General features: G+C 63.1%; 19 protein-coding genes and 1 tRNA gene. 14 read left to right on the forward strand and 6 right to left on the reverse strand.

The window, feature by feature from the left end:
• Positions 1-110: 110 nt before the first annotated feature.
• Positions 111-260 (forward strand): hypothetical protein, encoded by a 150-nt coding sequence (locus tag DV027_RS17625; RefSeq protein WP_165399189.1) that lies wholly within the window; start codon positions 111-113, stop codon positions 258-260.
• On the opposite strand, the gene DV027_RS12215 is transcribed toward DV027_RS17625, so the two are convergent.
• A complete protein-coding gene (locus tag DV027_RS12215; protein WP_130732202.1) occupies positions 236-2,791 on the reverse strand; it encodes an EAL domain-containing protein in 2,556 nt (851 codons plus the stop codon). The genes DV027_RS17625 and DV027_RS12215 overlap by 25 nt on opposite strands.
• A 475-nt stretch (positions 2,792-3,266) precedes the next feature.
• Between DV027_RS12215 and DV027_RS12220 the strand changes: the two genes are divergently transcribed.
• The 3 genes from DV027_RS12220 (at position 3,267) to DV027_RS12230 (ending at position 7,658) form a co-directional block, all read left to right on the forward strand.
• On the forward strand, positions 3,267-5,786 hold the full coding sequence (locus tag DV027_RS12220; protein ID WP_130732204.1) for an HWE histidine kinase domain-containing protein: 2,520 nt from the start codon (positions 3,267-3,269) through the stop codon (positions 5,784-5,786).
• Positions 5,787-5,822: 36 nt separating this feature from the next.
• Complete coding sequence (locus DV027_RS12225) at positions 5,823-6,962, forward strand: PQQ-dependent sugar dehydrogenase (protein WP_130732206.1); 1,140 nt, start codon at positions 5,823-5,825, stop codon at positions 6,960-6,962.
• A 123-nt stretch (positions 6,963-7,085) separates the two neighbouring features.
• Entirely contained in the window at positions 7,086-7,658 is a 573-nt protein-coding gene (locus DV027_RS12230; RefSeq protein WP_130732208.1) for a cupin domain-containing protein, read from the forward strand.
• A 168-nt stretch (positions 7,659-7,826) separates the two neighbouring features.
• Here DV027_RS12230 and DV027_RS12235 read toward each other — a convergent pair whose 3' ends face one another.
• The gene (locus DV027_RS12235) at positions 7,827-9,176 is read right to left on the reverse strand and encodes an amidohydrolase family protein (RefSeq protein ID WP_130732210.1); all 1,350 of its coding nucleotides are present in this window, start codon (positions 9,174-9,176) and stop codon (positions 7,827-7,829) included.
• A gap of 905 nt (positions 9,177-10,081) precedes the next feature.
• Here DV027_RS12235 and DV027_RS12240 point away from each other — a divergent pair.
• From DV027_RS12240 to DV027_RS12265, 6 genes are all read left to right on the forward strand, one after another.
• Positions 10,082-10,783, forward strand: coding sequence for a YoaK family protein (locus DV027_RS12240; protein ID WP_130732212.1), 702 nt, complete (start codon positions 10,082-10,084; stop codon positions 10,781-10,783).
• A gap of 100 nt (positions 10,784-10,883) precedes the next feature.
• The gene (locus DV027_RS12245) at positions 10,884-11,381 is read left to right on the forward strand and encodes a YbaK/EbsC family protein (protein WP_130732214.1); all 498 of its coding nucleotides are present in this window, start codon (positions 10,884-10,886) and stop codon (positions 11,379-11,381) included.
• Between the two features lie 77 nt (positions 11,382-11,458).
• Positions 11,459-12,370 carry a DMT family transporter gene (locus DV027_RS12250; protein WP_130732216.1) on the forward strand — a complete coding sequence of 304 codons (912 nt, stop codon included), beginning with the start codon at positions 11,459-11,461 and terminating at the stop codon, positions 12,368-12,370.
• Between the two features lie 92 nt (positions 12,371-12,462).
• The gene (locus tag DV027_RS12255) at positions 12,463-15,417 is read left to right on the forward strand and encodes a glycosyltransferase (protein WP_130732248.1); all 2,955 of its coding nucleotides are present in this window, start codon (positions 12,463-12,465) and stop codon (positions 15,415-15,417) included.
• A 129-nt stretch (positions 15,418-15,546) separates the two neighbouring features.
• Entirely contained in the window at positions 15,547-16,224 is a 678-nt protein-coding gene (locus DV027_RS12260; protein WP_130732218.1) for an NUDIX domain-containing protein, read from the forward strand.
• Positions 16,225-16,440: 216 nt separating this feature from the next.
• A complete protein-coding gene (locus DV027_RS12265) occupies positions 16,441-16,806 on the forward strand; it encodes a YidB family protein (protein WP_130732220.1) in 366 nt (121 codons plus the stop codon).
• A 318-nt stretch (positions 16,807-17,124) separates the two neighbouring features.
• Here the strand turns inward: DV027_RS12265 and DV027_RS12270 are convergent.
• Positions 17,125-17,199 (reverse strand) — tRNA-Val (locus DV027_RS12270).
• A gap of 175 nt (positions 17,200-17,374) precedes the next feature.
• Here DV027_RS12270 and DV027_RS12275 point away from each other — a divergent pair.
• The 3 genes from DV027_RS12275 to DV027_RS12285 all read left to right on the forward strand — a co-directional run bounded on the left by DV027_RS12275 (position 17,375) and on the right by DV027_RS12285 (position 19,559).
• On the forward strand, positions 17,375-18,235 hold the full coding sequence (locus DV027_RS12275) for an N-formylglutamate amidohydrolase (RefSeq protein WP_242621887.1): 861 nt from the start codon (positions 17,375-17,377) through the stop codon (positions 18,233-18,235).
• Between the two features lie 442 nt (positions 18,236-18,677).
• Entirely contained in the window at positions 18,678-19,037 is a 360-nt protein-coding gene (locus DV027_RS12280; protein ID WP_130732222.1) for a con-10 family general stress protein, read from the forward strand.
• 144 nt (positions 19,038-19,181) lie between these two features.
• A complete protein-coding gene (locus DV027_RS12285; protein ID WP_130732224.1) occupies positions 19,182-19,559 on the forward strand; it encodes a PRC-barrel domain-containing protein in 378 nt (125 codons plus the stop codon).
• Positions 19,560-19,692: 133 nt separating this feature from the next.
• On the opposite strand, the gene DV027_RS12290 is transcribed toward DV027_RS12285, so the two are convergent.
• The 3 genes from DV027_RS12290 to DV027_RS12300 form a co-directional block, all read right to left on the reverse strand.
• Positions 19,693-20,229 carry a methylated-DNA--[protein]-cysteine S-methyltransferase gene (locus DV027_RS12290; RefSeq protein ID WP_130732226.1) on the reverse strand — a complete coding sequence of 179 codons (537 nt, stop codon included), beginning with the start codon at positions 20,227-20,229 and terminating at the stop codon, positions 19,693-19,695.
• Positions 20,230-20,377: 148 nt separating this feature from the next.
• The gene (locus DV027_RS12295) at positions 20,378-21,532 is read right to left on the reverse strand and encodes a YncE family protein (RefSeq protein WP_130732228.1); all 1,155 of its coding nucleotides are present in this window, start codon (positions 21,530-21,532) and stop codon (positions 20,378-20,380) included.
• A gap of 52 nt (positions 21,533-21,584) precedes the next feature.
• On the reverse strand, positions 21,585-22,406 hold the full coding sequence (locus DV027_RS12300) for a creatininase family protein (RefSeq protein ID WP_130732230.1): 822 nt from the start codon (positions 22,404-22,406) through the stop codon (positions 21,585-21,587).
• Between the two features lie 159 nt (positions 22,407-22,565).
• On the opposite strand from DV027_RS12300, the gene DV027_RS12305 reads away from it, so the two are divergent.
• On the forward strand, positions 22,566-24,668 hold the full coding sequence (locus tag DV027_RS12305) for a catalase (RefSeq protein WP_130732232.1): 2,103 nt from the start codon (positions 22,566-22,568) through the stop codon (positions 24,666-24,668).
• Positions 24,669-24,888: the final 220 nt, after the last annotated feature.

Consider the following 24,888-nt stretch of genomic DNA (forward strand, 5'->3'; position numbering starts at 1 on the left):
GGATCGATATTTCCCGCGCCGTGAAGGGCTGCACCTCCCCATGCGGGGTGCCATCGTGTGACAGGTGCAATGCCGCCTGTCCCGCCCGTTGATGCATGGACATGAACCACATGCAAGCGGGGCCCGGGTTATTCTTCACGCACCACGAGGCCGCCCCCGCCGGGTCTGACCAACCGCTGGCCCCTGCCCTGCCCATCGTGGCGCAGCCGGGCCAGCGTGGCCTGGCTGCGCACCTTCAGCTCACCACGCCGCCTGACTGATAGGCGGAGAACCAGGCGGCCAGTTCCTCCGCTGGCAGCGGCTTGGAGAACATGTAGCCCTGCAGCACATCACAATCCATGTCAGCCAGCAGGCGGCGCTGTTCTTCATGTTCCACGCCTTCGGCCACCACGGTCATGCCCAGGCTCTGCCCAATGCGCACCACGGCCATCACCACCGCGCGTACCTTCTCGATGCTTTCCAGCCCGGTCATGAAGCTGCGGTCAATCTTCACCTCATTGACCGGCAGGCCTGCAAGGTTGGACAGGCTGGAAAAACCGGTGCCAAAATCATCCATCGACATGCCAACCCCCATTTCACGCAGCTTCTGGGCCACGCGAATGGTGCGTTCGTAATTGTCGATCATGGTGCTTTCGGTAATTTCTATGGTCAGGCTCTCGGGCGGGATTCCGGTCTCGGCCAGCAGTTCGGTCACGAACTGCGGCAGTGTTTCATCACGGAAATGCAGCGGCGAAAGGTTGACCGAGACCACCGGCACCTCCACGCCATCACGAATCCACTGCGCCATCTGGTGGCATGCCGCGCGCAGCGACCACTTGCCGATGGCCTCGATCTGCCCGGTTTCCTCCGCTACGGTAATGAAGCGCGCGGGCGAGACAAAGCCCAGCGAGGGATCGATCCAGCGCGAAAGCGCCTCCACGCCATAAAGCCTGCCGCTGCTAGCATGAACCTGCGGCTGGTAGAACAGGCGCAGCCGGTCATGGGCAATGGCATCGCGCAGGGCGGCAGCCAGGATGAGGCGGTCGCTGGCCTGCTGGTTCATGCGCGGGCTGAAGAAGCAGCAATGCCCGCCGCCATTCGCCTTGGCCTGGAACATGGCGGTCTCGGCATTCTTGAGCAGGGTGTCGCCGTCCTCGCCATTTTCAGGGTGAACTGCCACGCCAAGGCTGGCCGAGAGGCTGACCGGCACGTCGCCAATATGCGATGGCACGGCCAGCACGCGCAGGATATGGGCGCTGAGCGTGGAGGCATGCTGCTGCTCGCCATTGGTCACGATGGTGAACTGGTCGCCACCGCTGCGCACCAGCGTGTCGTCTATGCTCAGCACCTCACGCAGCAGGGCGGCAATGCGGGCGATCAGGTCATCACCCGCCGTATGGCCAAACACGTCGTTGATATGCTTGAAGTTGTCTATGCCCACGGTCACGAGCATGAGGTTGCCCCGCACGGCGCGGCGCAGCATGCGCGGCATGTTCTGGCGCAGCCAGCGGCGGTTGGGCAGGCTGGTCAGCAGGTCAAAGTCGGACAGGCGGTTGATGTGCTCCTTCGCCTCGTGCCGCTCTATGGCCAGCGTGCACAGGTGCAGGCTGGTGGCCACGGCTTTCTGGCAGGCGGCATCGGGCAGCGAACTGGTGCGCGAGTAGCAGGTGAACACGCCCGCCACGCGGTTGTTGCGCAGGATGATGGGCGTGGCACGCGCGGCCTTGATGCCGTTATGCAGGGTCTGCTCGCGCATGTGCTGCCAGCGCGGGTCGTGGGCGATGTCCGGGCTTTCGGCGATGGAACCGGTGCTGGCGGCAACGCCCGAGCAGGCGGCGTCCGGGCCGATGGGCAGCGTGTCATACAGCTTGACCAGCGAGAGCGGCAGGCTGGCGCGGCCCTTGCATTTCAGCCGGTCATCCTTTTCTACCAGGTAGATGGCGGGCATGACATCGGGAATGTAATGCTCGATGCGGCGGCAGATGAAGTCCATGACCTCATGCAGGCCCAGATCGCTTGAAATCGCTTCCAGCGTGTCACGCTGCAGGCTGTCAAGGAAGTGCTGCTCGGTAATATCGGTCAGCACCACCACGATGTTCTCGATCTCGCCGCTGTCATTGAACACGGGGTTCATGGCCGCCGAGACCCAGATATCGCGCCCGCTGGCGTGGCGGGCGCGGATATCGAGCGTGAAGCCCTTGGCGTTGCGCGCGCCCTCGTGCAACTGGTTGAGAATGCCGATATCGGTCGTATCGCCTGCCAGGATGACCGACAGGCCATGCCCCGTCACCCGCTCGGCGCCAAAGCCGAACATGTCGCTGAAGGCGCGGTTGACATAGATGATGCGGAATTCGGGGTCAAGAATGGCCACGCCGCGATCGGTCTCGCGCACCACGAGCGAGAGCAGGCGGATCTTTTCGCGGTCATCGACTTCCTGCGAAATATCGCGGATCAGCGCCATGTAGCCGATCTTGCCATCCACCGCGATGCGCGACAGCGAGAGGTTGGCCCAGAAGGTCGTGCCATCGAAGCGCTCGACGCAGACCTCGCGGCTGGTGCCGACGATCTTGTTGATTCCGGTCTCGCGGTTGTGGCGGATCAGGTCATCATGGGTGGAACGGATGTTACGCGGCACCAGCACGTTGACGTTGCGCCCGATCACATCCTGCCGCGAACAGTGCCACAGGCCTTCCGCCGCCTTGTTGAAAAAGGTGACGGTGTTATGTTCATCAATCAGGACAACGCCAAGAATGGTCTGTTCCAGCGCGGGCAGGACGGTTACCTGCATGTCGTCTATCATGTCGCGGGGCATCTGGCTGTAGGTCTCCGGCTGGCTGAAAGCGAACGGGGGTAAGGCTGAAATCGTGACACCTGATTTTATGTTCCGGGCCACTGTAATAAGTGACAGCCAGCATGATGTTTCATACCCATGACTGTGTTAATAAAGAGTATATGCAAAGGCGTATAAAATATTGTACACCTCATGCATGTAATAAACAGGGTATATGCAGCCCTGAAGGACGCCACAGGGGAGGCGTGAATATCCAGGCGCGACCGGATGGGGCGCCTGGAGCGTTCCCCGCTTTTTTTCGCCGCGCTGTCACTTAATGGTGGGGTCGCGTGCATTGCTGGAAAAACCGGTGCCGCAGGTATAGCATACCATCCCGCGTCGCATGCAGGAGCCTGTATGGCACAATCGAGGTTCCGTTACCCTACCGGTCAGGCGCTCCTGCCCGGTCCTGTCCCCCATCGAGCGACCCGCCGGGGCAAAAGTGAAATGACGCAGCATGACTGAACAGGCATCCCACAAGGCAGGTGACGAAGGCATCCAGCCCCATGGCTGGCTGCTGGCGTGCGATGCGCGGCTGGGGCATATCGTGCGCTGGTCGGCCAACGCGCCGGCGCATCTGGGGCGCGACGGGCTGGAGGTCGGCCTGCCGCTGCGCGACGCGATCGGCCGCGAGGCCACCCACAACATCCGCAACGCGCTGGCCATGCATGGCGAGGCCCATCGCAGGCCGGCGCTGGTCTTTGGCCAGGCCCTGCCCGGTGGCGGGCGATATGACGTGGCCATCCATACCGCAGGCCCCGACATCATGCTGGAATGGGAGCCGGCCCTGAGCGAACGCGACGGGGCGCACCTGTCGCTGCTGCGCACCATGATCGACCGCATACGCGAGATTACCGACTTCGACCGGCTGTTCCGCACGGTCGTGCGCCTGCTCTCGGGCGTGCTGCGCTATGACCGCGTCATGCTCTACCGTTTTGCCGAGGACGGGTCGGGCAAGGTCGAGGCCGAACATCACGGTCCCAACCTCGAAAGCTTCCTTGGCCAGCACTTTCCCGCCTCCGACATGCCCGCCCCCGCGCGCAGGCTGTACAGCACCAACCTCATCCGCGTGATCGGCGACGTGGCGGCCGTGCCCGTGCCCGTGATCTCGCCGGGCCACCCCCTGCCGCCCGACCTGTCGCACACCCATCTGCGCGCGGGCACGCCCAACCATTACAGCTACATGCGCAACATGGGCGTCGCGGCCTGCGCATCGGTCTCGCTGATGGTGGATGGCCGCCTGTGGGGCATGATCGTGTGCCATCACTACAGTGCCCATGTGCTCAACATGAGCGAGCGCATCGTGGCGCGCATGTTTGGCGAGTTTGTCTCGCTCCAGATCACCAACCTGCTGCGCACCAAGCGGCTGGACATGACGCGCCAGACCCATGGGCTGATCGAGACCTTTCTCAAGGGCGCCGCCCCCGTGGCGGACATGCCCGCCTACCTCATGGCGCACCTGACCGACATGCTCACCTTCGTGCAGTGCGATGGCGCGGCGTTGTGGGTGGGCGGGCAGTGGACCTATACCGGCCAGCACCCGCCGCCCGCAGCCATGGCGGCCGTGCTGGAACTCGCCCGCACCCGCGCAGGCACCCAGATCTGGCATACGAGCTGCCTTGCCGCCTACATTCCCGATGCCGCGCAGTACGTGCACGAGGCGGCAGGCGTGATGATCGTGCCGATCTCGTCGCAGCCGGGCGATTACCTGCTGGTGTTCCGTGGCGAGGAAATACGCAGCATGAAATGGGCCGCCGACCCCGCAGCCCCGCCCCGGAGCGATGGGGAGGACGGCTATTTCGGCCCGCGCAGCAGTTTTGCGGTCTGGACCCAGCAGGTGACCGGCACCTGCCTGCCATGGTCGGGCGATGACATGGAGGCGGCAACGCTGGTCCGTTCCGCGCTGATCGAGGTCATGGGCGCCTACCACCAGCTGCAGCTGCAGCTGCGTGAACGCGCGAACGCCGACCTGCGCCAGCGCATGCTCAACGAGGAGCTGAACCACCGGGTCAAGAACATCCTGGCCGTGGTGCAGTCGCTGGTCAGCCAGCCGGTGGAACCCGACATGACCCCCGCCCAGCACGTGTCGCGCCTGCGCGGGCGCATCCGCGCGCTGGGGCTGGCGCATGACCAGGCCGTGCGCAGCGATGGCGGCGGCCTGCTGCGCGCCCTGCTTGACGCGGAACTTGCACCCTACCGCGAGCGTTGCTTCATCACCTGCACCGGCCCGCGCATCTGGCTCACGGGCCAGGCGCTGTCGGTGCTGGCGCTGGTGGTGCATGAACTGGCCACCAACGCGGTCAAATACGGGGCGCTGGGCCAGCCGCGCGGGCGGCTTGATGTGGCGTGGTCGCATGATGCGGCATGCGATGAGTGGCGCATCACATGGCGCGAGAGCGGCGGCCCGGCCGTTACCCCGCCCCGGAGCCGGGGTTTTGGCTCGGTGCTGCTGGAGCGTGGCTTCCCGCATGAACTTGGCGGGGCCACGCATGCGCATTTTCATCCCGGCGGGCTGGAAATGATCATGCGCCTGCCCTGCCGCCATGTCAGGCCCGCCCCGGAGATGGAAACCCCGGATGCGCCCCCTGATTCGTCCCACGCCGTGCCCCCAAAGGAGAATCCCGTGCTCGATGCTGACATCCTTCTGGTGGAAGACCAGTTCCTCATCGCCATGGAAGCCGAAAGCGCGATCGAGGAAATCAACATCGGGCAGGTCCGCACCGTCGCCTCCGTCTATGAAGCCATGAACGCCATCAGCACGCGGGTGCCCGACGTGGCGATACTCGATGTAAACCTTGGTGGTGAAAACTCGCTTGAGGTCGCGCGCACCCTGCGCGCGCGTGGCGTGCCCTTCATCTTCGCAACCGGCTATGCCGACCGCACCATGATCCCGCCCGAACTGCGCGACGTGCCGGTCGAGCGCAAGCCCTATTCAGCGCGTGCCCTTGCCGAAAGAATACGCCAGATCGTATCGTGATCCGAACGTTCTTTGCCTCAAGGAGATTCTCCACTGATGAAACGTCTTTCCGGCCTTCTTCGTGCTTCGTTCTCCGGCATGGCCTCCATGACAGCCCTCTGCCTGTGCGTTCCCGCCGAGGCAGCCCCCCAGCCTGAGTCCCTGCAGGTACCGCCGGGGTTTCACATCAGCGTGGTAACGGATCAGGCGCCAAACGCGCGTGAACTGGCCCGTGGCGCGCGGGGCACCATCTTCGCGGGCACAAGGGGGCCGGGCAAGGTCTATGCCATTACCGGCGTGGATGGGGGCGGCCCGGTGGTGGTGCGCACCATCGCCGAGGGCCTGACCCTGCCGGTGGGCGTAGCCTACCATGATGGCGACCTGTATGTGTCCGACTCACAGCGCATTGTCGTGCTGCGTGATATTGAAAACCACCTCGACAAGCCGCCCAGACCCGAAACCGTGGCAGACAACCTGCCCTACCGCATTGGCGACCATTCCTGGAAATTCATTGCCTTCGGGCCGGATAACCGGCTGTACGTACCCATCGGCGCGCCATGCAACGTCTGTGACGTGGGGCACGACTTTGGCAAGATCATCAGCATGGCCCCTGATGGCACCGACCGGCGCGACGTGGCATTCGGCATCCGCAACACGGTCGGATTCACATGGCAGCCCGGCAGCGGCACCATGTGGTTTACCGATAACGGGCGCGACAATATGGGCGATGACATGCCATCGGATGAACTCAACCGGCTTGACACGCCCGGACAGTCCTTTGGCTACCCCTACTGCCATCAGGGCAACGTGCCGGACCCCGAATTCGGCAAGCAGCATGCCTGTTCCGAATTCACGCCACCCGCCCTGCTGCTGGGCGCGCATGTGGCGGCACTCGGCCTGCGGTTTTATGAAGGCACCCAGTTTCCCGCCGCCTATCACGGTAACCTGATCATTGCCGAGCACGGATCATGGAACCGCAGCCAGCTTGCGGGCTATCAGGTCGTGAACGTGGCGTTTGGCGCGGATGGCAAGCCCATGGCGCCAAAGGTGCTCGTGGGCGGGTTCCGGCAGGGGCAGCATGCATGGGGGCGGCCTGCGGACGTACTGCCCCTGCCCGATGGCAGCGTGCTGATCAGCGATGACCTGTCCGGCTCGCTCTATCGCCTGAGCTATGGCGAGGCCGCACCCACGCCGTAAACCGCACCACCAGCCTGCCTCCTCCGCCGACGGAATGCCGCTTCCGCGCCTTGCGCAACGGCGGCGCCACAACCCGGCGGATGAGTGCCGCAGGCCCATCCAGTCCAGCCAAGGAGGCATGTCATGTCCATGCGCAAAACGCTCATGCTCGCCGCCCTGCTCATTCTGCCCGGCATGGGAGCACGGGCTGCGAGGCCCCCCACGACACCAGCGCCCGCCATCCTGCCCGATACGACCCAGCCGGCCCCGCCGCAGCGGGTTTACCGGCACCTCTGGGCTGATGACAGAGGCGTGAGCCATATCGCCACCTGTCCGGTGCATGCCTTCTTTCTCAAGAGCATGTCACCCCCGGCCGGGCCGCAATGGCAGGACCCCATGGCCCCGCAGATGGCGACCATCATGATGACGGTCCAGCCCGCGCACTGGAATGGCACCTGGCACCCCGACCCCAGGCCACAATGGATCATTCCGCTACAGGGGCGGTGGTATGTGCGGGCGATGGATGGCACGCGGGTGGAAATGGGCCCCGGCGACATCCTGTTTGGCGAGGACCAGGCCGTGCGCCCCATGCCCCACGGCCCCTTTCGCGGCAAGAAAGGCCATGACGCAGGCAATATAGGCGATGGTCCGGTCACGCTCATGGTGATCCAGTCCGATGCGCCGCCGGTTACGAACCAGCCCTGCCGCTATAATTAGAGGGGCACGGCCTTATCCACAGATTCCGGGGATAGTCAGAAAGATAACCCTGTGGAAAAAACATGAAGATCTTCATTCATGCTGTAAAATAAACGATCTTTCCAAAGGGTATATGGTTCTGCCAGCGGTGCCGGGCCGCGCGGGCAGGCCCTCATGCGGGGCGCGTCCTCAGTCGAGCTGCTGGATGCGACGCGCCTGTCGGGCATGGTCGCGCAGGATATCACCCAGCCCCGGCAGGCAGGGTTCGCAGTTTTTGACCAGCACCCGGCCATTGACGATCGTGGTGCCCGCCACGGCGGGGCCACAGCGCAGCCAGGCCTCGACCGGATCGGTCAGCGCGCCCGCCAGCGCCACGTCAGACATATGCCAGATAACAAGATCCGCGCAGGCGCCGGGGCGCAGATGGCCGATCTCGTCCTCCCACCCCAGGCAGGCCGCCCCGCCCCGCGTGGCCATGTCCAGCGCCTCACGCGCGCCCATGGATTCCGGGCCGCCCCGCATGCGGCCAAGCAGCATCGCGTTACGGGTTTCCATCCACATCGAGGCATGGTCGGTCGTGGCAGAGCCGTTGCAGCCCAGCCCCACGCGCATGCCGCGTTCCTGCAGGTTCTGCACGTCGGCGCTGCCACCGCCAATCATCATGTTCGAGCCAGGGCACTGCACAACGCTCACCCCCGCCTGTGCGAGGCGGTCGATCTCGGATGAAGACGGATAGATGTAATGGGCCACCCATGAGCGCGGACTGGCCCAGCCCATCTGCTCGAAATGCTCGGTCGGCGTGCAGCCATACATGCTCAGGCTGTAATCATCCTCCTCCATGTCCTCGGCCAGGTGGGTGTGCAGGCGCAGGTCATGGCGCTCGGCCAGTGTCACGGAGTCCCGCATGATCCGCTCGGAGGCGGAGAACAGCGACGCCGGGCCAAGGGCCACCCGCCCCATGGCGCCCGGCGAGCGGTCATGGAACAGGCCGACCAGCCGCTCGCAATCGGCCATGATGGTCTCTTCATCCTGCACGAGGCCAGCGGGGGGCAGGCCGCCATCTTCCACCGAGCGGGTCATGCTGCCGCGTGTTGCGTAGAAACGGAACCCGATGTCACGCGCCGCGCGGAACTGCGCATCGATCAGACCGGGCCGGGGATGGACATACATGTGGTCCATCGAGGTGGTACACCCGCCCATGAGCAGCTCCACCATGGCCACGTAGGTGGCCAGATAGGTGGCCTCATCATCCAGCACGGTCCATAGCGGATACAGCACGCGCAGCCACGTAAAGAGCTTGCAGCGCGTGACGGGCGCGTACGAGCGCGTCAGATTCTGGATCATGTGGTGATGGGCATTGACCAGGCCGGGCGTGACCAGCCGCCCGCGCGCGCTTATGACGCGACGGGCCTCAGGCCGGGGCTGGCCAGCGGCACCAACGGCGTGAATGCGGTTTTCCCTGATCGCAATCCAGCCATCGGGAATTTCCCAGTCACGGTCGATGTAGAGGTGGGCATCACAAATCAGGATATCGATCATTACTTACCCATGCTGCCCCAGTTACCGGCATGGACAGGCCCGGCACAGGCCCGCTTCATCCCGGTTGGCTGGAGACGTAAACGCTTTATCATCACTTAAGTAAATTCATTAGGTATTTTTTCGGAACATGCCATCATCATGCGTGCCTGTCCATATGTATAGATCGGAATATTGATGTGGCAAAATGAGAATAACAACCCGCGATTGCAAAAAACAGACCCTAAAGACCGGTCTCTTTCCCTTTCAGGTTGTATGGCAGGGATAGAATTAATGTGGAAACCGTGTTTTTTTGCGATAAGTTGAAACAAAATATTAAGTTAATATATATTAACTTTATGCTTTATGATTTTATTTACATCAGTCTATAAAAAATCACTTTTGAAACGCCTGTTCACTTCAAGAATGCATAGGTTCTGACAGGAAATTTAGCATTTAGGTATATTTTCCTGCAATTTTGATGCTGCTGTCCTATTCGCTGGTCATGCACTGGAACAGCAGCATCATAAGCATGATAAAGATATTATATTATGAACATATATTCATATATATGCTATCAATATTTATGAAAGCATCAGCCCTCTGACTTGCCATAATCGTGTAATGCAATGGCCCGGTTAAAAACGACTTGAGGAATATGGCAAAAATCAGGCAGCCCGCGCACCTGGCGCGAGATATGGCGGCAGGGCACAAGCGTGTGAATCCACGCAATGCCTTAATAAGAAATATTTATAACATCATTAGAAAAATACTACCTTCGGTTGCGTTTTACCTTCAAATCCTCGCATCGATGTGATCCCGCCGGACCAAGCCAGGGGGCTTGTGGTATTGCAGGTTGCATTTGCCGCCTTCCTTAGCCGATACCACCGACATGGCGCGGACTGTCCCGCGTTAGGCGGAAGACGGATATGCTGGTTCACGAAGGCCCATCGCGCAGTATCAGAACCGACCTCAGGCTGGGCTGCACGCTCGCCGCGGTGGCAGGCGGTGTGAATGCGGCCGGCTTCCTGGCAGTTGGCGCCTATGCCGCGAACATGACAGGCAACCTTTCCGCCATGGCGACAGGGCTGGTGCAGGGCGGCCGGATGGCCGTGCTATGTGGGCTGGGGCTGGTCGCGGCCTTTATTGCGGGGGCCGTGGTGGCAACGCTGCGCCTCAGGGCCGGATGCAGGCGGGGCGTGGCCTGCATGCATGCCCGCATCATCATGCTGGAGGGCATGGCGCTCGTGGCGCTGGGGCTTGTGGCGCCCTGCCTGCCCAGGGGGCCAGGTGCCGGGGTGCTTGGCTATGGCCTGGGTTTCCTCATGGGCATGCAGAACGCCACGGTCACCCATATTTCGGGTGCGCGGGTGCGCACCACGCATATGACCGGCATGCTGACCGACCTCGGGCTGGAACTGGCGCAATGGATGGAAAACCGGCTGGCCCCCTCGCCTGACGTGGCAGCCCGGCTGCGCCTTCATGGCGCGATCATCGCCGCCTTCGTGCTGGGAGGGGCCGCGGGCGCGCTGGGCTACGGGTCGTGGGGCGTGCGGTCGCTTACGGGACTGGGGGCGGCGCTGATCGTGCTCGCACTGCCTGCTGTCGTGCGCGGCCGGAAGGGGGCATGAACAGCAGGGCCAACGCCTGTTGCATGCCACCGGGTGCCATTTTATCCTTGGTGTTGCAGCACGCGGCACGGGCCGCGCCACAAAGGTGAAAACACACAGCATGACACAGCAGACAAAGGCTACCGAATTTCTCGCCGCCAGTGGCGTGCCCTTTTCGGTGCATCAGTATGAATACGCGCCCGGCGGCGGGCTGATCGGCATGCAAGCCGCATCCTCCATCGGGGCGGACCCCGCCTGCGTGCTCAAGACGCTGGTGGTGGAGGTGGACCGCACAACACCCGTCTGCCTTGTGGTGCCAGCCGACCACAAGGTCAACTTCAAGGCGGTGGCGGCCCTGTTCGGCGGCCGCAACGCCCGCATGATGTCGCCTGACATATCTGCGGCGCTGACCGGCTTCCGCTCCGGGGGCACCAGTCCGTTCGGGCAGGCCAACCCCATGCCTGTCGTGCTGTCGGCGGCGGCCATGACACAACCCACGGTCTATATCAATGCAGGTGACCAGGGGCTTGTCGTCTGCCTCGCCCCGGCTGACGCCCAGAAAGTCGTTGCCGCCAGAGTGGCCGATATTTCTGCCCTGCCTCCCGCCACCAGCCCCTGATCTGCCTGCGCCGCAGGCTGGCACGGCGCAGGGTCTGAAACCATTACCCTTGCGTTCAAACCCTGCTATGCAGGGGCATGAACAACAGGACCCTGACCGCCCGCATGCTGCCATTTGCCGCGGCAGTGGCCATCCTGTCGTGGGCAAGCGCCTACCCGGTGGTGCGCATTGCGCTGCGCGACATGCCGCCGGTGCCGCTGGCCGCCATCCGTTACGCGGTGGCGGCGGTGGTGGCGGCCCTGTGGCTGGCCTGCAGGCGCGTGCCCCTACCGGCATGGCGCGACGTGCCGCGCGTGCTGGCCTGCGCGGGCATTGGCATTTCACTTTATAATGTACTGTTCAACATCGGTGAGGTCACGGTCTCGGCGGGGGCTGCGAGCCTGCTCATCAGTTCCTCTCCGCTGCTGACCGCGCTGATCGCCATGCCCGTTCTGGGCGAGCGGCTGACAGGGTGGGGCTGGGCGGGGTCTTTACTCAGCTTCTCGGGCGTAATCCTGATCGCGGGTGGGCAGGCAGGCGGTATCGCGTTTGGCTCCGGGGCGACAATGGTGCTGGCCGCAGCGCTATGCTCCGCAATCTATACCATCATGCTGCGCCAGCTCATGCCGCGCTATGGGGCGCTACCCACCATTGCCTATATTCTTGTTGCGGGGGCGCTGCTGCTCGTGCCGTGGCTGCCCCGCGCCTGCGTGACTGTGGTCCATGCACCGTGGTCGTGCATGGCGGCCGTGATCGAGCTGGGCCTTTTCCCCGCAGCGCTGGGCTATGCCGCATGGACCTTCGTAATCAGCCACATGGGGGCCGCGCGGGGTTCCGCGCTGCTCTATACGCTACCCCCCGTCACCATGCTGCTGGCCTTTGCCCTGACGGGGGAAGTGCCCGCAGGCCGCACCCTGCTGGGCGGGGGCGTGGTCATGCTGGGGGTAGTGGTCATGAACACATGGGGCCACCCGGCACGGCGGCGTGCCGCACGGGCTGAAACAGCATGATGGGCACCTTGCCCCAAAAACCGGCGTTTCAAACCGTCTCTTAACCTTTTGCGGGCATAACGCCGTGAGCAGGAACGAGACAGGGATTGATGATGGCTGTTTCCCCCGATCATGCGGAAATGGCTGCCCGCTGGGCCAGTTTCGATGCCGCATGGTACCACGCCCGCTACGCCGCGGTGCTGGACCTTATGGGTATAACACCCGCGCAGGCATGTGATTTCTACCACGAGCATGGCGCGGCCCTGCACCACGCCCCCAACCCCTTTTTTGATGAGGCATGGTACTGCGCCACCTATCCCGACGTGGCGGCACTGGTGGCGCAGGGCGTATGGCGCAGCGGGTTCGACCATTACCTGAACGTGGGCCTGAACGACCACAACCCCCACTGGCTGTTTGACGAGCATGCCTACCGCGCTGGCTACCCCGACATGACGCAGGCCGACCTCGAGCAGGCCGGCTACCGCAATGGCTACGACCATTACCTGCGCACGGGCGATGCACAGATGCGCACCGGGTCATGCTTTTTTGACCCGGCCACCTACCTCGCCCTTGCGCCGGAGGGAGAAGCCGGCCCCCTCGCCCGCCCTTTTGCCGATTACCTGCTGCGCGGGGCCGTGGCCCTGCCATGGTGCACGCTCTCGCCTTATTTCGACGCCGAATGGTACGCGCGCACCTACCCCGACGTGCAGGCGGAAGTCGCGCAGGGGTTATGGCAATCCGCCCTGCATCACTACCTGTGCAATGCCACGCCGCTGGAATTCGACCCCGGCCCCCTGTTTTCCGAATCCTTCTACTGCGCCGTCAACCCCGACGTGCTCGAGGCGGTGGAGCGGGGCGAACTGCGCAACGGCTATGCCCACTTTTTGCGCCACGGCGTGCATGAACTGCGCAAGCCGTGCTCGAGGCTGGATCTGGCACAATACATGCGCGACCCCGCCATTCAGGCCGACGTGAATGCCGGCCGCGCGCGCGATGGCTTTGGCCACTACCTTACCGCCCGCCCCGACCTGCGGCCTGCCGCCCCGCCCCCCGTGACCGAGGCACAGGCCCGTGCCCTGTTCCGCCACATGTGCGCCGTGCGCCTGCCGCTGCTGCTGGCAGCGGGCATCGATTTCAGCGCGGACGGGCCGCCTGCGCTCAGCGTCATCATCATCGCGCATGACCAGTTTGAAATGACCATGTCCACGCTGGCCTCGCTGCGGGCCAATTACGCGGGCGCGCTTCAGGTGATCGTGGTGGATTCCGGCTCGCGTGATGGCGTGGCCCATATCGAGCAGCATGTAAAAGGCCTCGAGGTGCTGCGCTTTGCAGGCAATATCGGCTTCGTGCGCGGGTGCAACGCGGGCCTTGCCAGGGTGGTGGCCCCCGCCGTGCTGTTCCTCAACAACGACGTGGAACTGCAATACGGCGCGATTGCCAACGCGCTGGCCCGCCTCACGGCCGATGCGGCGACCGGGGCCGTGGGCGGGCGCATCATCCGCACCCATGGCGTGTTGCAGGAGGCAGGCAGCATTGTCTGGCGCGACGGCTCGGTGCAGGGCTACATGCGCGATGCCCACCCCGCCGTGCCCGAAGCCGGCTTCGTGCGGGCGGTTGATTTCTGCTCGGGCGTGTTCCTCATGGTCCGCACCGATGTGGCGCAGGCCCTTGGCGGGTTTGATGAAGCCTATGCCCCCGCCTATTTCGAGGAGACGGATCTGTGCCTGCGCATCCGCGCGCAGGGCTACCGCATCCTGTATGACCCCACCGTGTGCCTGGTGCATTATGAATGCGGCACGTCGGATGCCACCAGTGCCGCGCGCCTGATCGCGCGCAACAATGCCCTGTTCACGCGCCGCCATGGCCCGGAGCTGCGCCGCAGGCCCCTGCGGCATGACCCGCTCCAGGCCCGCGCCCGCCATGCCGATGCGGGAAGCAAACATGTGCTGTTCATTGAGGACAGGCTGCCGTTGCGGTATCTGGGCTCGGGCTTCACGCGCTCGAACGATATCATCACGGCGCTGGCGGGCCTGGGCTACCGTGTCACGGTCTACCCCATTTTCCGCCCGATTGAGGATCTGGCCACGATCCGGGCGGCCTTTCCCGATCAGGTCGAGGTCATCCACGATCGCGAACTGCCCGAGCTGAGTGCTTTTTTGCACGAGCGCCGCAGTTGCTTCGATGCCATCTGGATCGCCCGGACCCATAATGCCGCCCGGCTCGCCTCGATCTTCAACGAGGCGGCTTCCAGCATTCCCACCGACCGCATCGTGGTTGACACCGAGGCCCTGGCCACCTGCCGTGACGTGGCCTATGAGCGCCTGCACGGCCTCGCCAGCCCCCAGCCTTTTGCCGCGCGGCTGGCGGCCGAACTCGCCCCGCTGTTCCTTGCCCGCCGGGTCGTGGCGGTGAACGGGGCGGAAGCCGACCTGCTGCGTGAGGCGGGCTTTGATAATGTCTTCGTTCTGGGCCATGCGCAGGTGCCCCGCGCCACGGGGCCGGGGTGGGAGGCGCGGCGCGATATCCTGTTCCTTGGCGCGGTGCATGACCGGCAGGCCCCCAACCTTGATTCTCTGGCTTGGTTCAGCGCTGAAGTCCTGCCCCTGCTCGTGGCCGAACTTGGGCCGGACATCCGCTTTGGCGTGTGTGGCCATGTCAACCCGCGCGTGGACCTTGGCCCTTTGCGCCAGCACCCCAATGTGCGCATGCTGGGCCAGGTGACTGATACCGCCCCCATCTATGACCGGTATCGCGTCTTTGTCGCACCCACCCGTTTTGCCGCGGGCATTGCCTATAAACTGCACGAGGCGGCGGCCAATGGCCTGCCGGTGGTCGGTTCGCCGCTTCTGTGCCAGCAGGCGGGCTGGCAGGACGGACATGACATGCTCTGCGCCGACATAACCGACCCCGCCGCCTTTGCAGCACAGGTCATCCGGCTGTATCGTGACCAGACGCTATGGGATACGGTGCGCGACAATGCGCTGTGCCGCATTGCCACCGAACACGCCCCGGATGCCTATCAGGAACGGATTGGCGAAATCATGCACAGCCTGTTCACGCCAGACTGAGGGCGCCTGGATTAGCGCTTTGATATGGGGCCATCGCGTTGTTCAAGTTGCGGTTGTGTTATCCTGAACCGGCTTTTCAACAGTTGCCGAGGCCGGTCGCATCGCTGGCCCGTATCATGAAGAGGCCCGATGACCGATATTTCCTTCGCACCAGGCATTGATGCCGCCCTGCAGGCCCGCGTGCTGGCAGCCCCGCATTTCCGCCGGTGGCATGAGGTCATGCGCACCCGCTTCACGTTGCGCCATGTGCTGGTGCGCGACGCGGTGGCCTTTGGCCCGGAGCGCATGGGTTTCATACTGGTGGAGGCCGATGCCCTGCATGAAGGCAAGGCGGTGCCGGGCCTCGCCCTGCTGCGGGGTGATTCCGTGTCGGTCATGGTCGTGCTGCAATGCCCCGGCTACCCTGACCGCACCATCCTCACGCGCGAGGCCCGCGTGCCGGTCGCCCAACCCGACCTGCTGGCCCTGCCCGCGGGCATGCTCGATGGCGGCGCGTTTGTGAGCACAGCACTACGCGAACTGTCGGAGGAGGTGGGGACCGACCTGCATGTACGCGCCGAAAATCTGGTGGAACTGACACGTGTCTGGCTCTCGCCGGGCGGATGTGACGAGGCGATTGGCCTGTACTATACCGAACTGCGCATAGACGAGGCCCTGGCCCGGCGCCTTACGGACCGGCAGACCGGACTTGCCTGCGAGCACGAACATATCCGCCTGCGCGTGATCAACATGGCGGACCTGCCCCATATCGGCATGACAGACGCCAAGACGTTGCTTTCATGGCACATGTACCAGGCACGAAAATGAACGTACGTTTTTTTGTTGACACAACAATGTGAGGGTTGTCATAACGACCGGAAGCAGACCTGCCTTGTGCAACTGCTTCTTGGACGTTTCCTCCCTAAACTCAGCGGTGCATATGCACCGCTTTTTTTTGTCCTGCTTTTATATAAATTTCCTATAACTCTATGTCGTGTAGTATAATGCCGCATAGACCAAATGACATGACAGGAACAAAGCAGAATGAGCGGTATCTTCAATGATGTTATGGGCAAGCTGAGCGATCTGGCTGGTGCGGCAGGCCTGTCGGAGCAGGTGCATTCCTACCTGGCCGAGCTTCTTACCCCCGCCACCATCACCAACCTGCTGAACCAGGCGGAACAGGCCGGGCTGGGTGACAAGGTGCGCTCATGGATTGGCAATGGCCACAACCTGCCCATTTCGACCGATGAACTGCGCACGCTGCTGAGCAACCAGCAGGTTCAGGCCATGGTGGACAAGACCGGCCTGCCCGCCGCGACCATCCTGCCCGTTCTGGCCCATCTGCTGCCCGAGGCCGTCAATACCCAGACCCCGGCTGATGCCGGTGGCGCGCCTAAAACCGCGTGAGCGCAGAACGGGGCCGGTCATATTATATGACCGGCCCCTCCCCCTCGCTTCGGCACGGGCCATGAATTACCTGGAAACGGGTGATGAATTTCCCTTCAACGGAAAGCATCACACATCATTTTAATTTTGGGGAGGCTACCGGCGACGGCGAGTGGCGCGCTGTCCAGACATTCCACTCTAGATGAGTCAAAATGGCTCCACGGAAATTCCACAAATCTAGGTCGTTTTCCGTAAGCACGGATAGACGATAACGGACTCTTCCTGACAGGGAATTATCACACATTACTTTAATTTTTGGGAGTTTTCTGCGGGACGCCGTGGTGGGCGCAACAGGGATTGAACCTGTGACCCCTACCATGTCAAGATAGTGCTCTACCGCTGAGCTATGCGCCCTCGGCGTCCGCTGAAATGGCTTTTACTGGCCCTTTCAGGCGGATGCAACCCCTCTTTTCAAAAAAAACGCATTGACCCTCACGCTGCCACCTGTCCCTATGGCGGCCATGCGCTGCGCTGCCTTCCCATTCCCGCTACCGGTTCGTATGCGGCTGTTCCCTATGGGAAAACCCGCATGATGGAACGCACCGTGCCGCCCTTTCACGTCATTGAGCCACAAGGCATCCATCGGCCGGTTATCGTGGCGTCCCCCCATTCGGGGCGCAACTACATGCCCGAATTCCTGAGCCTGTCCCGGCTGGGCGCCCTTGCGCTGCGGCGCAGCGAGGACTGTTATGTGGAGCAGCTGTTTGAAGGCGCACCCAGGCAGGGAGCCACCCTGCTGCATGCCACCTTTCCGCGCGCCTATTGCGATGTGAACCGTGAGGCATGGGAACTCGACCCCACCATGTTCCGCGAGCCCCTGCCCGCCTGGTGCAACACCACCAGCCGCAAGGTCAGGGCCGGGTTTGGCACCATTGCCCGCATCGTCTCGCGTGATGGGCCGATCTATGCCCGCCCGCTCCCCTTCGCGGAGGCGGAAAAGCGGGTCCGCACCTGCTGGCAGCCCTATCATGATGCCCTCTCCCATCTGGTGCAGGACAGCGTGGCGCGACATGGCTTCTGCCTTTTGCTCGATGCCCATTCCATGCCCGTGGTGAAGGGGCGCGGGGAACAGCCTGATTTTGTTCTGGGCAATGCCTGGGGCACGGCCTGCACCCAGCAGATGACGGCGCTGGTGGAGCATGTACTGACAGGCCACGGTTACAGTGTCGCGCGTAATGTGCCTTTTGCAGGGGGGTATGTGACCCGCCATTACGGGCGGCCACGGCGCGGCGTGCAGGCCCTGCAACTGGAAATGAGCCGGGCGCTGTATATGGATCAGGACAGCCTGCAACCCCATGAAGGCTTCGCGCGCCTGCAATCCGTGCTGGTAGAAGTGGTGGCCATGCTGGCGCACTATGGCGACATGCTGGCGCAGATGGCAGCCGAGTAGGGCACGAAGCCGCTCTCGCCACCTGTATGCCCGCTTTATCGCCCCGACCCGGGCAGGATCCGTACCACCCGCATGAACCGGACCACGACAGGGCCCGACGCATGTCGCAACGCAGGCGACACAAGGTGCCGGGTGTATTGATGCCCTGAACCTGCCCCCTGTGCAATATTTTTTCCCCTTACTGCCCCCTTTCCGCCTCGTTCTGGAATAAATTATAAGGTATATGGTCTTATTTTATTGTAGACAGACTCATTCCGGCATGCCCGCTTATTGTAATGGGCACTGTTTTATTTTATGCGACCCGACCGCAACCGGGAAAGGGATGCATCGTTGATCCCTTCACAGCGGGCGTTCCCGGGATCGCTTCCTCCGTCATACCCCTTGAGGGAACGGGGGAAAAACAAGGGTCCCCTGTAGCCGCTGCCAGCGAAAGGTGAAGATCATGAATTCTCATATCTCCCTGCATAACCGTATCGCCCTGGCTCCTGCCGATAGCCGCGGGGGTGGCGGTGCCGCGCATAATCCCGGCAATTTCGCCAATGACCGCGCAAAAGCGGCCGAGGCCGGGCATAAGGGGGGCCAGAACAGTTCTGGCAACTTTGCCCGTGACCCCGAACGCGCTGCCGAGGCGGGCCGCAAGGGTGGCCAGCACAGCCACGGCGGCACGGGCCATGAAGCGGGAAAAACCACGCAGGCCAGCCACAAGGGCACAGAACACCATTCCGGCAATTTTGCCGATGACCCCGAGCGGGCGGCCCAGGCCGGGCGCAAGGGCGGCCAGCACAGTCACACCAAAACCTGAACGCACCGGCCCAGGGCAGCAGGAGGCCACGGCGGTGCCGTGCCTCCTCTCCCCTTTGTAACAGAACCCGCGCCACAGCGACACAAGAAGGCAGGCATGCCCCTGCGCGGCGCGGCACGAACAGAACCGGCAAGGAGAAGTTACATGTCTGCTACGGCAAGCAACACAATGACCAACAAGCATGACCTCATTTCGTCTGACCAGGTTGAAGGCACGGCCGTGTATTCGCCGGCGGGCGAAAAACTGGGCACGGTCAAGTATTTCATGGTCGACAAGATTTCAGGCGATGTCGCCTATGTTGTCATGAGCTTTGGCGGCTTCATGGGCATGGGGAACAGCTATCATCCCCTACCCTGGAAAGCCCTGCATTACGACCCCGCCCAGGGCGGCTACATCGTGTCCCTCACGCGCGAGCAGCTTGAAGGCGCACCGGCCTATGCGCAGGACATGTCGCCTGACTGGAGCAATAGCACCTATGGCCAGCAGGTTGATACCTATTATGGCGGGTTGCCCCACGTCTAAAACAGGCTACAGGCCGTAAACTGGAACCGCAGGTGATGGCCTTGGGCCACCCTGCGGTTTTTTTTGAATGAAGTTTTTTGGTGAAGCTTGAAGGATCACCGCTTTAAAAAAAGACCTCACCAAAAAACCGTTATCATTTCTCTCCTGCACGCCAGGCCCGCTCCCGCGCCAGAAGGGCCTGCTTGCGCTCAACACCCCAGCGATAACCCGACAGGCTACCATCATGGCGGATGACGCGGTGGCAGGGCACCACCACGGCCAGCCGGTTGGCAGCACAGGCCCCGGCGACTGCCCGCACGGCACCTGGCCTGCCAATGCGGACCGCAAGTTCGCCATAGGTCACGGTCTGGCCGCACGGTATGCCGCGCAAGGCCTGCCATACCTGAAGCTGGAAGGGTGTTCCCTGCAGCGCAAGCGGCAGGTCGGGCATGGCCCACGGGGCCTCGATGCAGGCGGTCACGACCTCAAGGGAATGTGCCAGCGCCGCATCATCCGCACGCCCAGCCTGTGCTGCCGGAAAAGACGCCAGAACAGCCTTTTGCAGCGCGCGCTCATCCGTATCGAGCATGATGGCCGCGAGCCCCTCCGGGCCGAGTGCCACCATGACCATGCCGAGGCCTGAAGGCCCGATGATGAAACGGATCTCGGCGTCCTGTCTGGATGCTGTCATGAGACCGGCAACCCTCATTGCGTGTGGCGTGTATTGCAGCAAAGAGCGGGCCATCATGCAAAAGTTTTGTTTCAGGCTCAAAAAAAAGAGGCCGCCTTTTTTCAAAAAAGGCGGCACCCAAAAACTTTTATCTTTTGATAATAATATTTTAGCGCAGGATTCCGGTATGCCCGACCGAGTAACGGCCCGGCTGCGGCCAGACGGTCAGGCCATGAGGTTCCAGCCCCACGGGGATCTTGCGCATGGCGCCCGTGGTGGTGTCGATGGCGTAGACGACATCATCAAACCGGCCGGAAAGCCATAGCGTCCTGCCGTCATTGCTGACATTGCCCATATCCGGGCTGCCACCGCCGGGAATGGGCCAGTTGGCCACCACCCTGTCGGTCGCGAAATCGATCACGCTCACGCCACCCGCCTTGCTGTGCGGCGGTCCGTGGATCTTGTGCGAGCCACGGTTGGCAACGTACATCTTCGTGCCATCACGGCTGGGGTACAGGCCATGGGTGCCAATGCCGGTGGGGATGAAGCCCGTCTCGCGGAAGCTGTCGCCATCAATGACAAACACGCCATCGGCATGCATGTCGGCCACGTAGAATTTATGCCCGTCGGGCGCGGTCAGGATATCCTGCGGCATGCCGCCGCCAGAGAGCTTGAGGTAGCCCATGACCGTGCGGTTGACGGTATCGACCTTGGCCAGGTAGCCGCCAAACTCACAGGTAAAGATGGCGTAACGCCCGTCGATGGAAAAATCGGCGTGATTGACACCCTTGCACTGCGGCACCGAGACCGAGCCCTGCAGTTCCATGGTGTGCGGATCACGGAAATCGAGCCTCTGCCGCGCCTCGGCCACCGTGATGGCGGATTTGCCATCGGGCGTGAAATACATGTTGTACGGATCATCCACCGCCACTTCAGGCAGCGGCAGGGTGGTGCGCGGGTCGATGGGCGTGAGCGTGCCGTTGGTCGTGCCCTCGGCATTGTTGGTCACCCACAGGGTGCGCAGGTCCCATGCGGGCACGACGTGCTGCGGGCTCTTGCCCACCTTGAAGCGCGAGATGACCGTATAGGTCTGCGGGTCGATCACGTACACATTGTTCGAGCGCAGGTTGGGCACGTAAATACGTGGCGGATCCTTGGCCACCTCGGGGTTAAGGTTGTTGGCCCGGGTCTCGGTATAGATGTTGTGGGGGTCGAGCACGGGCGGCATGCCGGGAATGGTGTCAACAGCCTGCGCCATCGCCACCCCGCCTTGCAGCAGCAGCATGCCCAGCCCCAGAACCGGTAGTTTTTTCTTGTGTGTCATAGTGTGATCCTGTTCGTCGCGGCCCCTATAGCACGCCGTGGCAGCGGCGCAATCAGGGCGAATTCCGTCCTGTTAGGTCGTGTTGCATGGCCGCCACCGTCGCGTTGACCTGCATGTCCGCCCCCACCTGCCCAAGGGCCGCATCGGCACGGCGCGGGTCGCCGCCATACACGCCCTGGGCTGCGCCAGGCAGGGGGGCGGCCCGCAGCGCCTGCGTGCGCACGAGGGCCGGGTCGAGGGCCAGCATCAGTGAAGTGTCCGACAGGTCGGCGTGCATGCCCACCTCCGCCGCATGGCCATGCTGGCGCAGCCAGGTGGCGTAGGCGCCCGGCACCACGTCGTAATAGGCGGGCACGTACAGCACATGCGCCCCCGTGCCCTGCCAGCGGTGGTTGAGCGTATCGGCTACGGCGCGCAGATCCTTCTGGTAGCCGCCATGGTCGCCAATCAGCACCACGCGCGTAAAGCCCTGCACGCGAAAGCTCTCGGCCGCATCACTGAGCAAGGCGCGGAACGTGGCGGGGGTTATGCTTATGGTGCCGGGAAAGCGCATGTGCGATGTGCGTGGCGCCGTGCCACCTTCGGGCACGTAGGCCACCACCGGGGCCACGAGGGCATGCCCCGCTGCCCGCGCAATGCGGCGGGCGAGCAGCAGGGCGCGCACGTCATGCTTGCCCACCGCAATGTAAGGCCCGCTCTGTTCCGTGCCGCCAACCGGCACGATGATGGTTGTATCCCCCCCCTGCACCGCATTGCGGATTTCGGTCCAGGTCAGGTCCGTAAAATCGACCGTGTCGGGGCTGGCTGTGGCCGGGCCGCACCACAGGGCGGCAAGCAGGCTGCATGCGGCAACAAAGGCCGGACGGTTACGCATGGATGGCAAAGCTCTCCTGCAACAAGCGATTCATGCGCTCCTGTGCCCTGTAGCGGCACGATTGGCAACAGTCATACGACACATGCATGAAACCCTGCTCACCCATACCCGTTGGAAAAGCCACATCTCCCGCTCTCCAGCACGGACACACACCTCCTCATGACAAAAACACCCAAAGCCCTCAAGGCCGTGGCGACCCATACTGGCGCCGGTGGCGAAACCCACCAGACCGCTGGCGGCGATACGCCGGTCATGACCACCCAGCAAGGGCTGGCGGTGTCAGATGACCAGAATACCCTGCGTGCGGGCGCGCGTGGTCCGGCCCTGATGGAGGATTTCCATTTCCGGGAAAAGATCTTCCATTTCGACCATGAGCGCATCCCCGAGCGCGTGGTTCATGCCCGTGGCTATGGCGCGCATGGCTATTTTGAACTGACCGACAGCCTGGCCGATGTGTGCAAGGCCGATATTTTCAACAAGGTGGGCGAGCGCACGCCTGCCTTCGTGCGGTTTTCCACCGTGGCGGGCAACAAGGGCTCGGCCGATGTGGTGCGCGACGTGCGCGGCTTTGCCGTCAAGCTCTATACCAGCCAGGGCAACTGGGATCTGGTGGGCAACAATATCCCGGTCTTCTTCATTCAGGATGCCATCAAGTTCCCCGATTTCGTGCATGCCGCCAAGCAGGAGCCGGACCGCGACTTTCCGCAGGCGCAGACCGCACACGACAATTTCTGGGATTTCGTCTCGCTCTCGCCCGAGGCCACGCACATGGTCTGCTGGGCCATGTCGGATCGCGCCATTCCCCGCTCCTTCCGCTTCATGGAGGGGTTCGGGGTGCATACCTTCCGCCTGATCGATGCCGAGGGGCAGTCCACCTACGTCAAATTCCACTGGAAGCCAAAGCTGGGCCTGCAATCGGTGGTGTGGAACGAGGCGCTCAAGATCAACGGCGCCGACCCCGATTTCCACCGCCGCGACCTGTGGCAGGCCATCAAGACAGGCAACTTCCCCGAATGGGAACTGGGCGTGCAGCTGTTTGATGATGCCTTTGCCGACAGCTTCGACTTTGACATCCTCGACCCCACCAAGCTCATCCCCGAGGAGCTGGTGCCCGTGCGCCGCGTGGGCCGCCTGGTGCTTGACCGCATGCCCGACAATTTCTTTGCCGAGACCGAGCAGGTGGCGTTCTGCACCCAGAACATCATCCCCGGCATCGATTTTACCAACGACCCGCTGCTGCAGGGGCGCAATTTCTCCTACCTCGACACCCAGACCAAGCGCCTCGGCGGCCCCAACTTCACGCATATCCCCATAAACGCGCCCAAATGCCCGTTCGCCAATTTCCAGCAGGATGGGCACATGGCCATGCACAACCCGAAGGGGCGGGCCAATTACGAGCCCAATTCCTGGTCGCAGCCCACCGCCGGCCCGCGCGAGACACCTGCGGGCTATACCTCCTACCCCGAGCCCGAATCCGGCCCCAAGCTGCGCCAGCGCTCGGAAACCTTCGCCGACCATTATAGCCAGGCCCGGCAGTTCTATATCAGCCAGACGCCGGTGGAACAGACCCACATGCGCGATGCCTTCGTGTTCGAGCTGAGCAAGGTCGAGACCCCCGCCATCCGCGCGCGCATGGTCAGCCACCTGCTGCATGTCGATCAGGCACTGGCTGAAGGGGTGGCCAGCGGGCTTGGCCTCTCGCCCCTGCCCGAGCCCGCCCGCGCCGCCCGCCCGGTGGTGGAGGGACTGGCCCCCTCGCCCGCGCTGAGCATCCTCAAGAACGGGCCGGACAGTTTTGCAGGCCGCAAGCTGGGCATCGTGGTGAGCAATGGCGTGAATGCCGACCTGCTCTCGGCCCTGATTGCCGCGACCGAGGCCGTGGATGGCACGGTTGAACTGATCGCCCCCACCGTGGCGGGCATTACCGACAGCGCAGGCAACGAGATCGTGGCCCAGCAGAAGATCAATGGCGGCCCGTCCGTGCTGTATGATGCCGTGGCCCTGCTGCCCACGGTGGAAGGGGCGAACCTGCTGCGCCATGAGGCCACCATGCGCGACTTCATTGCCGATGCCTTCGCCCACGCCAAGTTCATCGCGCATAATGATGCCGCCGAGATCCTGCTGGCCGCAGCCGGCCTGCACCCCCGCGCACGCGACCGCGGCGTGATCGCGCTGGAAAGCGCGGATGACGCCACGACCTTCATCCAGACCTGCGGGGCGCTGCGCCTGTGGTCGCGTGAGGGTCAGGTCCACGCGGTCTGAACACGCTGCACTGCCCCGCCACCTGCAATGGGGGCGGGGCAGTCCGAACTCGCCCCGATCAGGCGCGTAACAAATGTCTCGCCAGTAAAAACAAAGGCAAGAACCCATAAACGGGCCAGGCGGGATGCCCCTTGTGGAACCGGAAGGCTGCCAACCTGGTTGCTGGGCCCGGAATGTTTTCGACCTGCCCGTGCACGTTGTGAACCACCGTGTGGAATTC

Origin of the sequence: Komagataeibacter xylinus (genome assembly GCF_004302915.1) — a bacterium.
Classification (GTDB): Bacteria; Pseudomonadota; Alphaproteobacteria; order Acetobacterales; family Acetobacteraceae; genus Komagataeibacter; species Komagataeibacter xylinus_C.

What these genes read in the sequence shown, in the direction of transcription:
- DV027_RS12235 (WP_130732210.1), bottom strand. Translation starts at nt 9,176, where the DNA reads ATGATCGATATCCTGATTTGTGATGCCCACCTCTACATCGACCGTGAC.
- DV027_RS12290 (WP_130732226.1), bottom strand. Translation starts at nt 20,229, where the DNA reads ATGACAGCATCCAGACAGGACGCCGAGATCCGTTTCATCATCGGGCCT.
- DV027_RS12245 (WP_130732214.1), top strand. Translation starts at nt 10,884, where the DNA reads ATGACACAGCAGACAAAGGCTACCGAATTTCTCGCCGCCAGTGGCGTG.
- DV027_RS12220 (WP_130732204.1), top strand. Translation starts at nt 3,267, where the DNA reads ATGACTGAACAGGCATCCCACAAGGCAGGTGACGAAGGCATCCAGCCC.
- DV027_RS12250 (WP_130732216.1), top strand. Translation starts at nt 11,459, where the DNA reads ATGAACAACAGGACCCTGACCGCCCGCATGCTGCCATTTGCCGCGGCA.
- DV027_RS12300 (WP_130732230.1), bottom strand. Translation starts at nt 22,406, where the DNA reads ATGCGTAACCGTCCGGCCTTTGTTGCCGCATGCAGCCTGCTTGCCGCC.
- DV027_RS12240 (WP_130732212.1), top strand. Translation starts at nt 10,082, where the DNA reads ATGCTGGTTCACGAAGGCCCATCGCGCAGTATCAGAACCGACCTCAGG.
- DV027_RS12260 (WP_130732218.1), top strand. Translation starts at nt 15,547, where the DNA reads ATGACCGATATTTCCTTCGCACCAGGCATTGATGCCGCCCTGCAGGCC.
- DV027_RS12275 (WP_242621887.1), top strand. Translation starts at nt 17,375, where the DNA reads ATGATGGAACGCACCGTGCCGCCCTTTCACGTCATTGAGCCACAAGGC.
- DV027_RS12230 (WP_130732208.1), top strand. Translation starts at nt 7,086, where the DNA reads ATGTCCATGCGCAAAACGCTCATGCTCGCCGCCCTGCTCATTCTGCCC.
- DV027_RS12285 (WP_130732224.1), top strand. Translation starts at nt 19,182, where the DNA reads ATGTCTGCTACGGCAAGCAACACAATGACCAACAAGCATGACCTCATT.
- DV027_RS12265 (WP_130732220.1), top strand. Translation starts at nt 16,441, where the DNA reads ATGAGCGGTATCTTCAATGATGTTATGGGCAAGCTGAGCGATCTGGCT.
- DV027_RS12305 (WP_130732232.1), top strand. Translation starts at nt 22,566, where the DNA reads ATGACAAAAACACCCAAAGCCCTCAAGGCCGTGGCGACCCATACTGGC.
- DV027_RS12295 (WP_130732228.1), bottom strand. Translation starts at nt 21,532, where the DNA reads ATGACACACAAGAAAAAACTACCGGTTCTGGGGCTGGGCATGCTGCTG.
- DV027_RS12280 (WP_130732222.1), top strand. Translation starts at nt 18,678, where the DNA reads ATGAATTCTCATATCTCCCTGCATAACCGTATCGCCCTGGCTCCTGCC.
- DV027_RS17625 (WP_165399189.1), top strand. Translation starts at nt 111, where the DNA reads ATGCAAGCGGGGCCCGGGTTATTCTTCACGCACCACGAGGCCGCCCCC.
- DV027_RS12215 (WP_130732202.1), bottom strand. Translation starts at nt 2,791, where the DNA reads ATGCCCCGCGACATGATAGACGACATGCAGGTAACCGTCCTGCCCGCG.
- DV027_RS12225 (WP_130732206.1), top strand. Translation starts at nt 5,823, where the DNA reads ATGAAACGTCTTTCCGGCCTTCTTCGTGCTTCGTTCTCCGGCATGGCC.
- DV027_RS12255 (WP_130732248.1), top strand. Translation starts at nt 12,463, where the DNA reads ATGGCTGTTTCCCCCGATCATGCGGAAATGGCTGCCCGCTGGGCCAGT.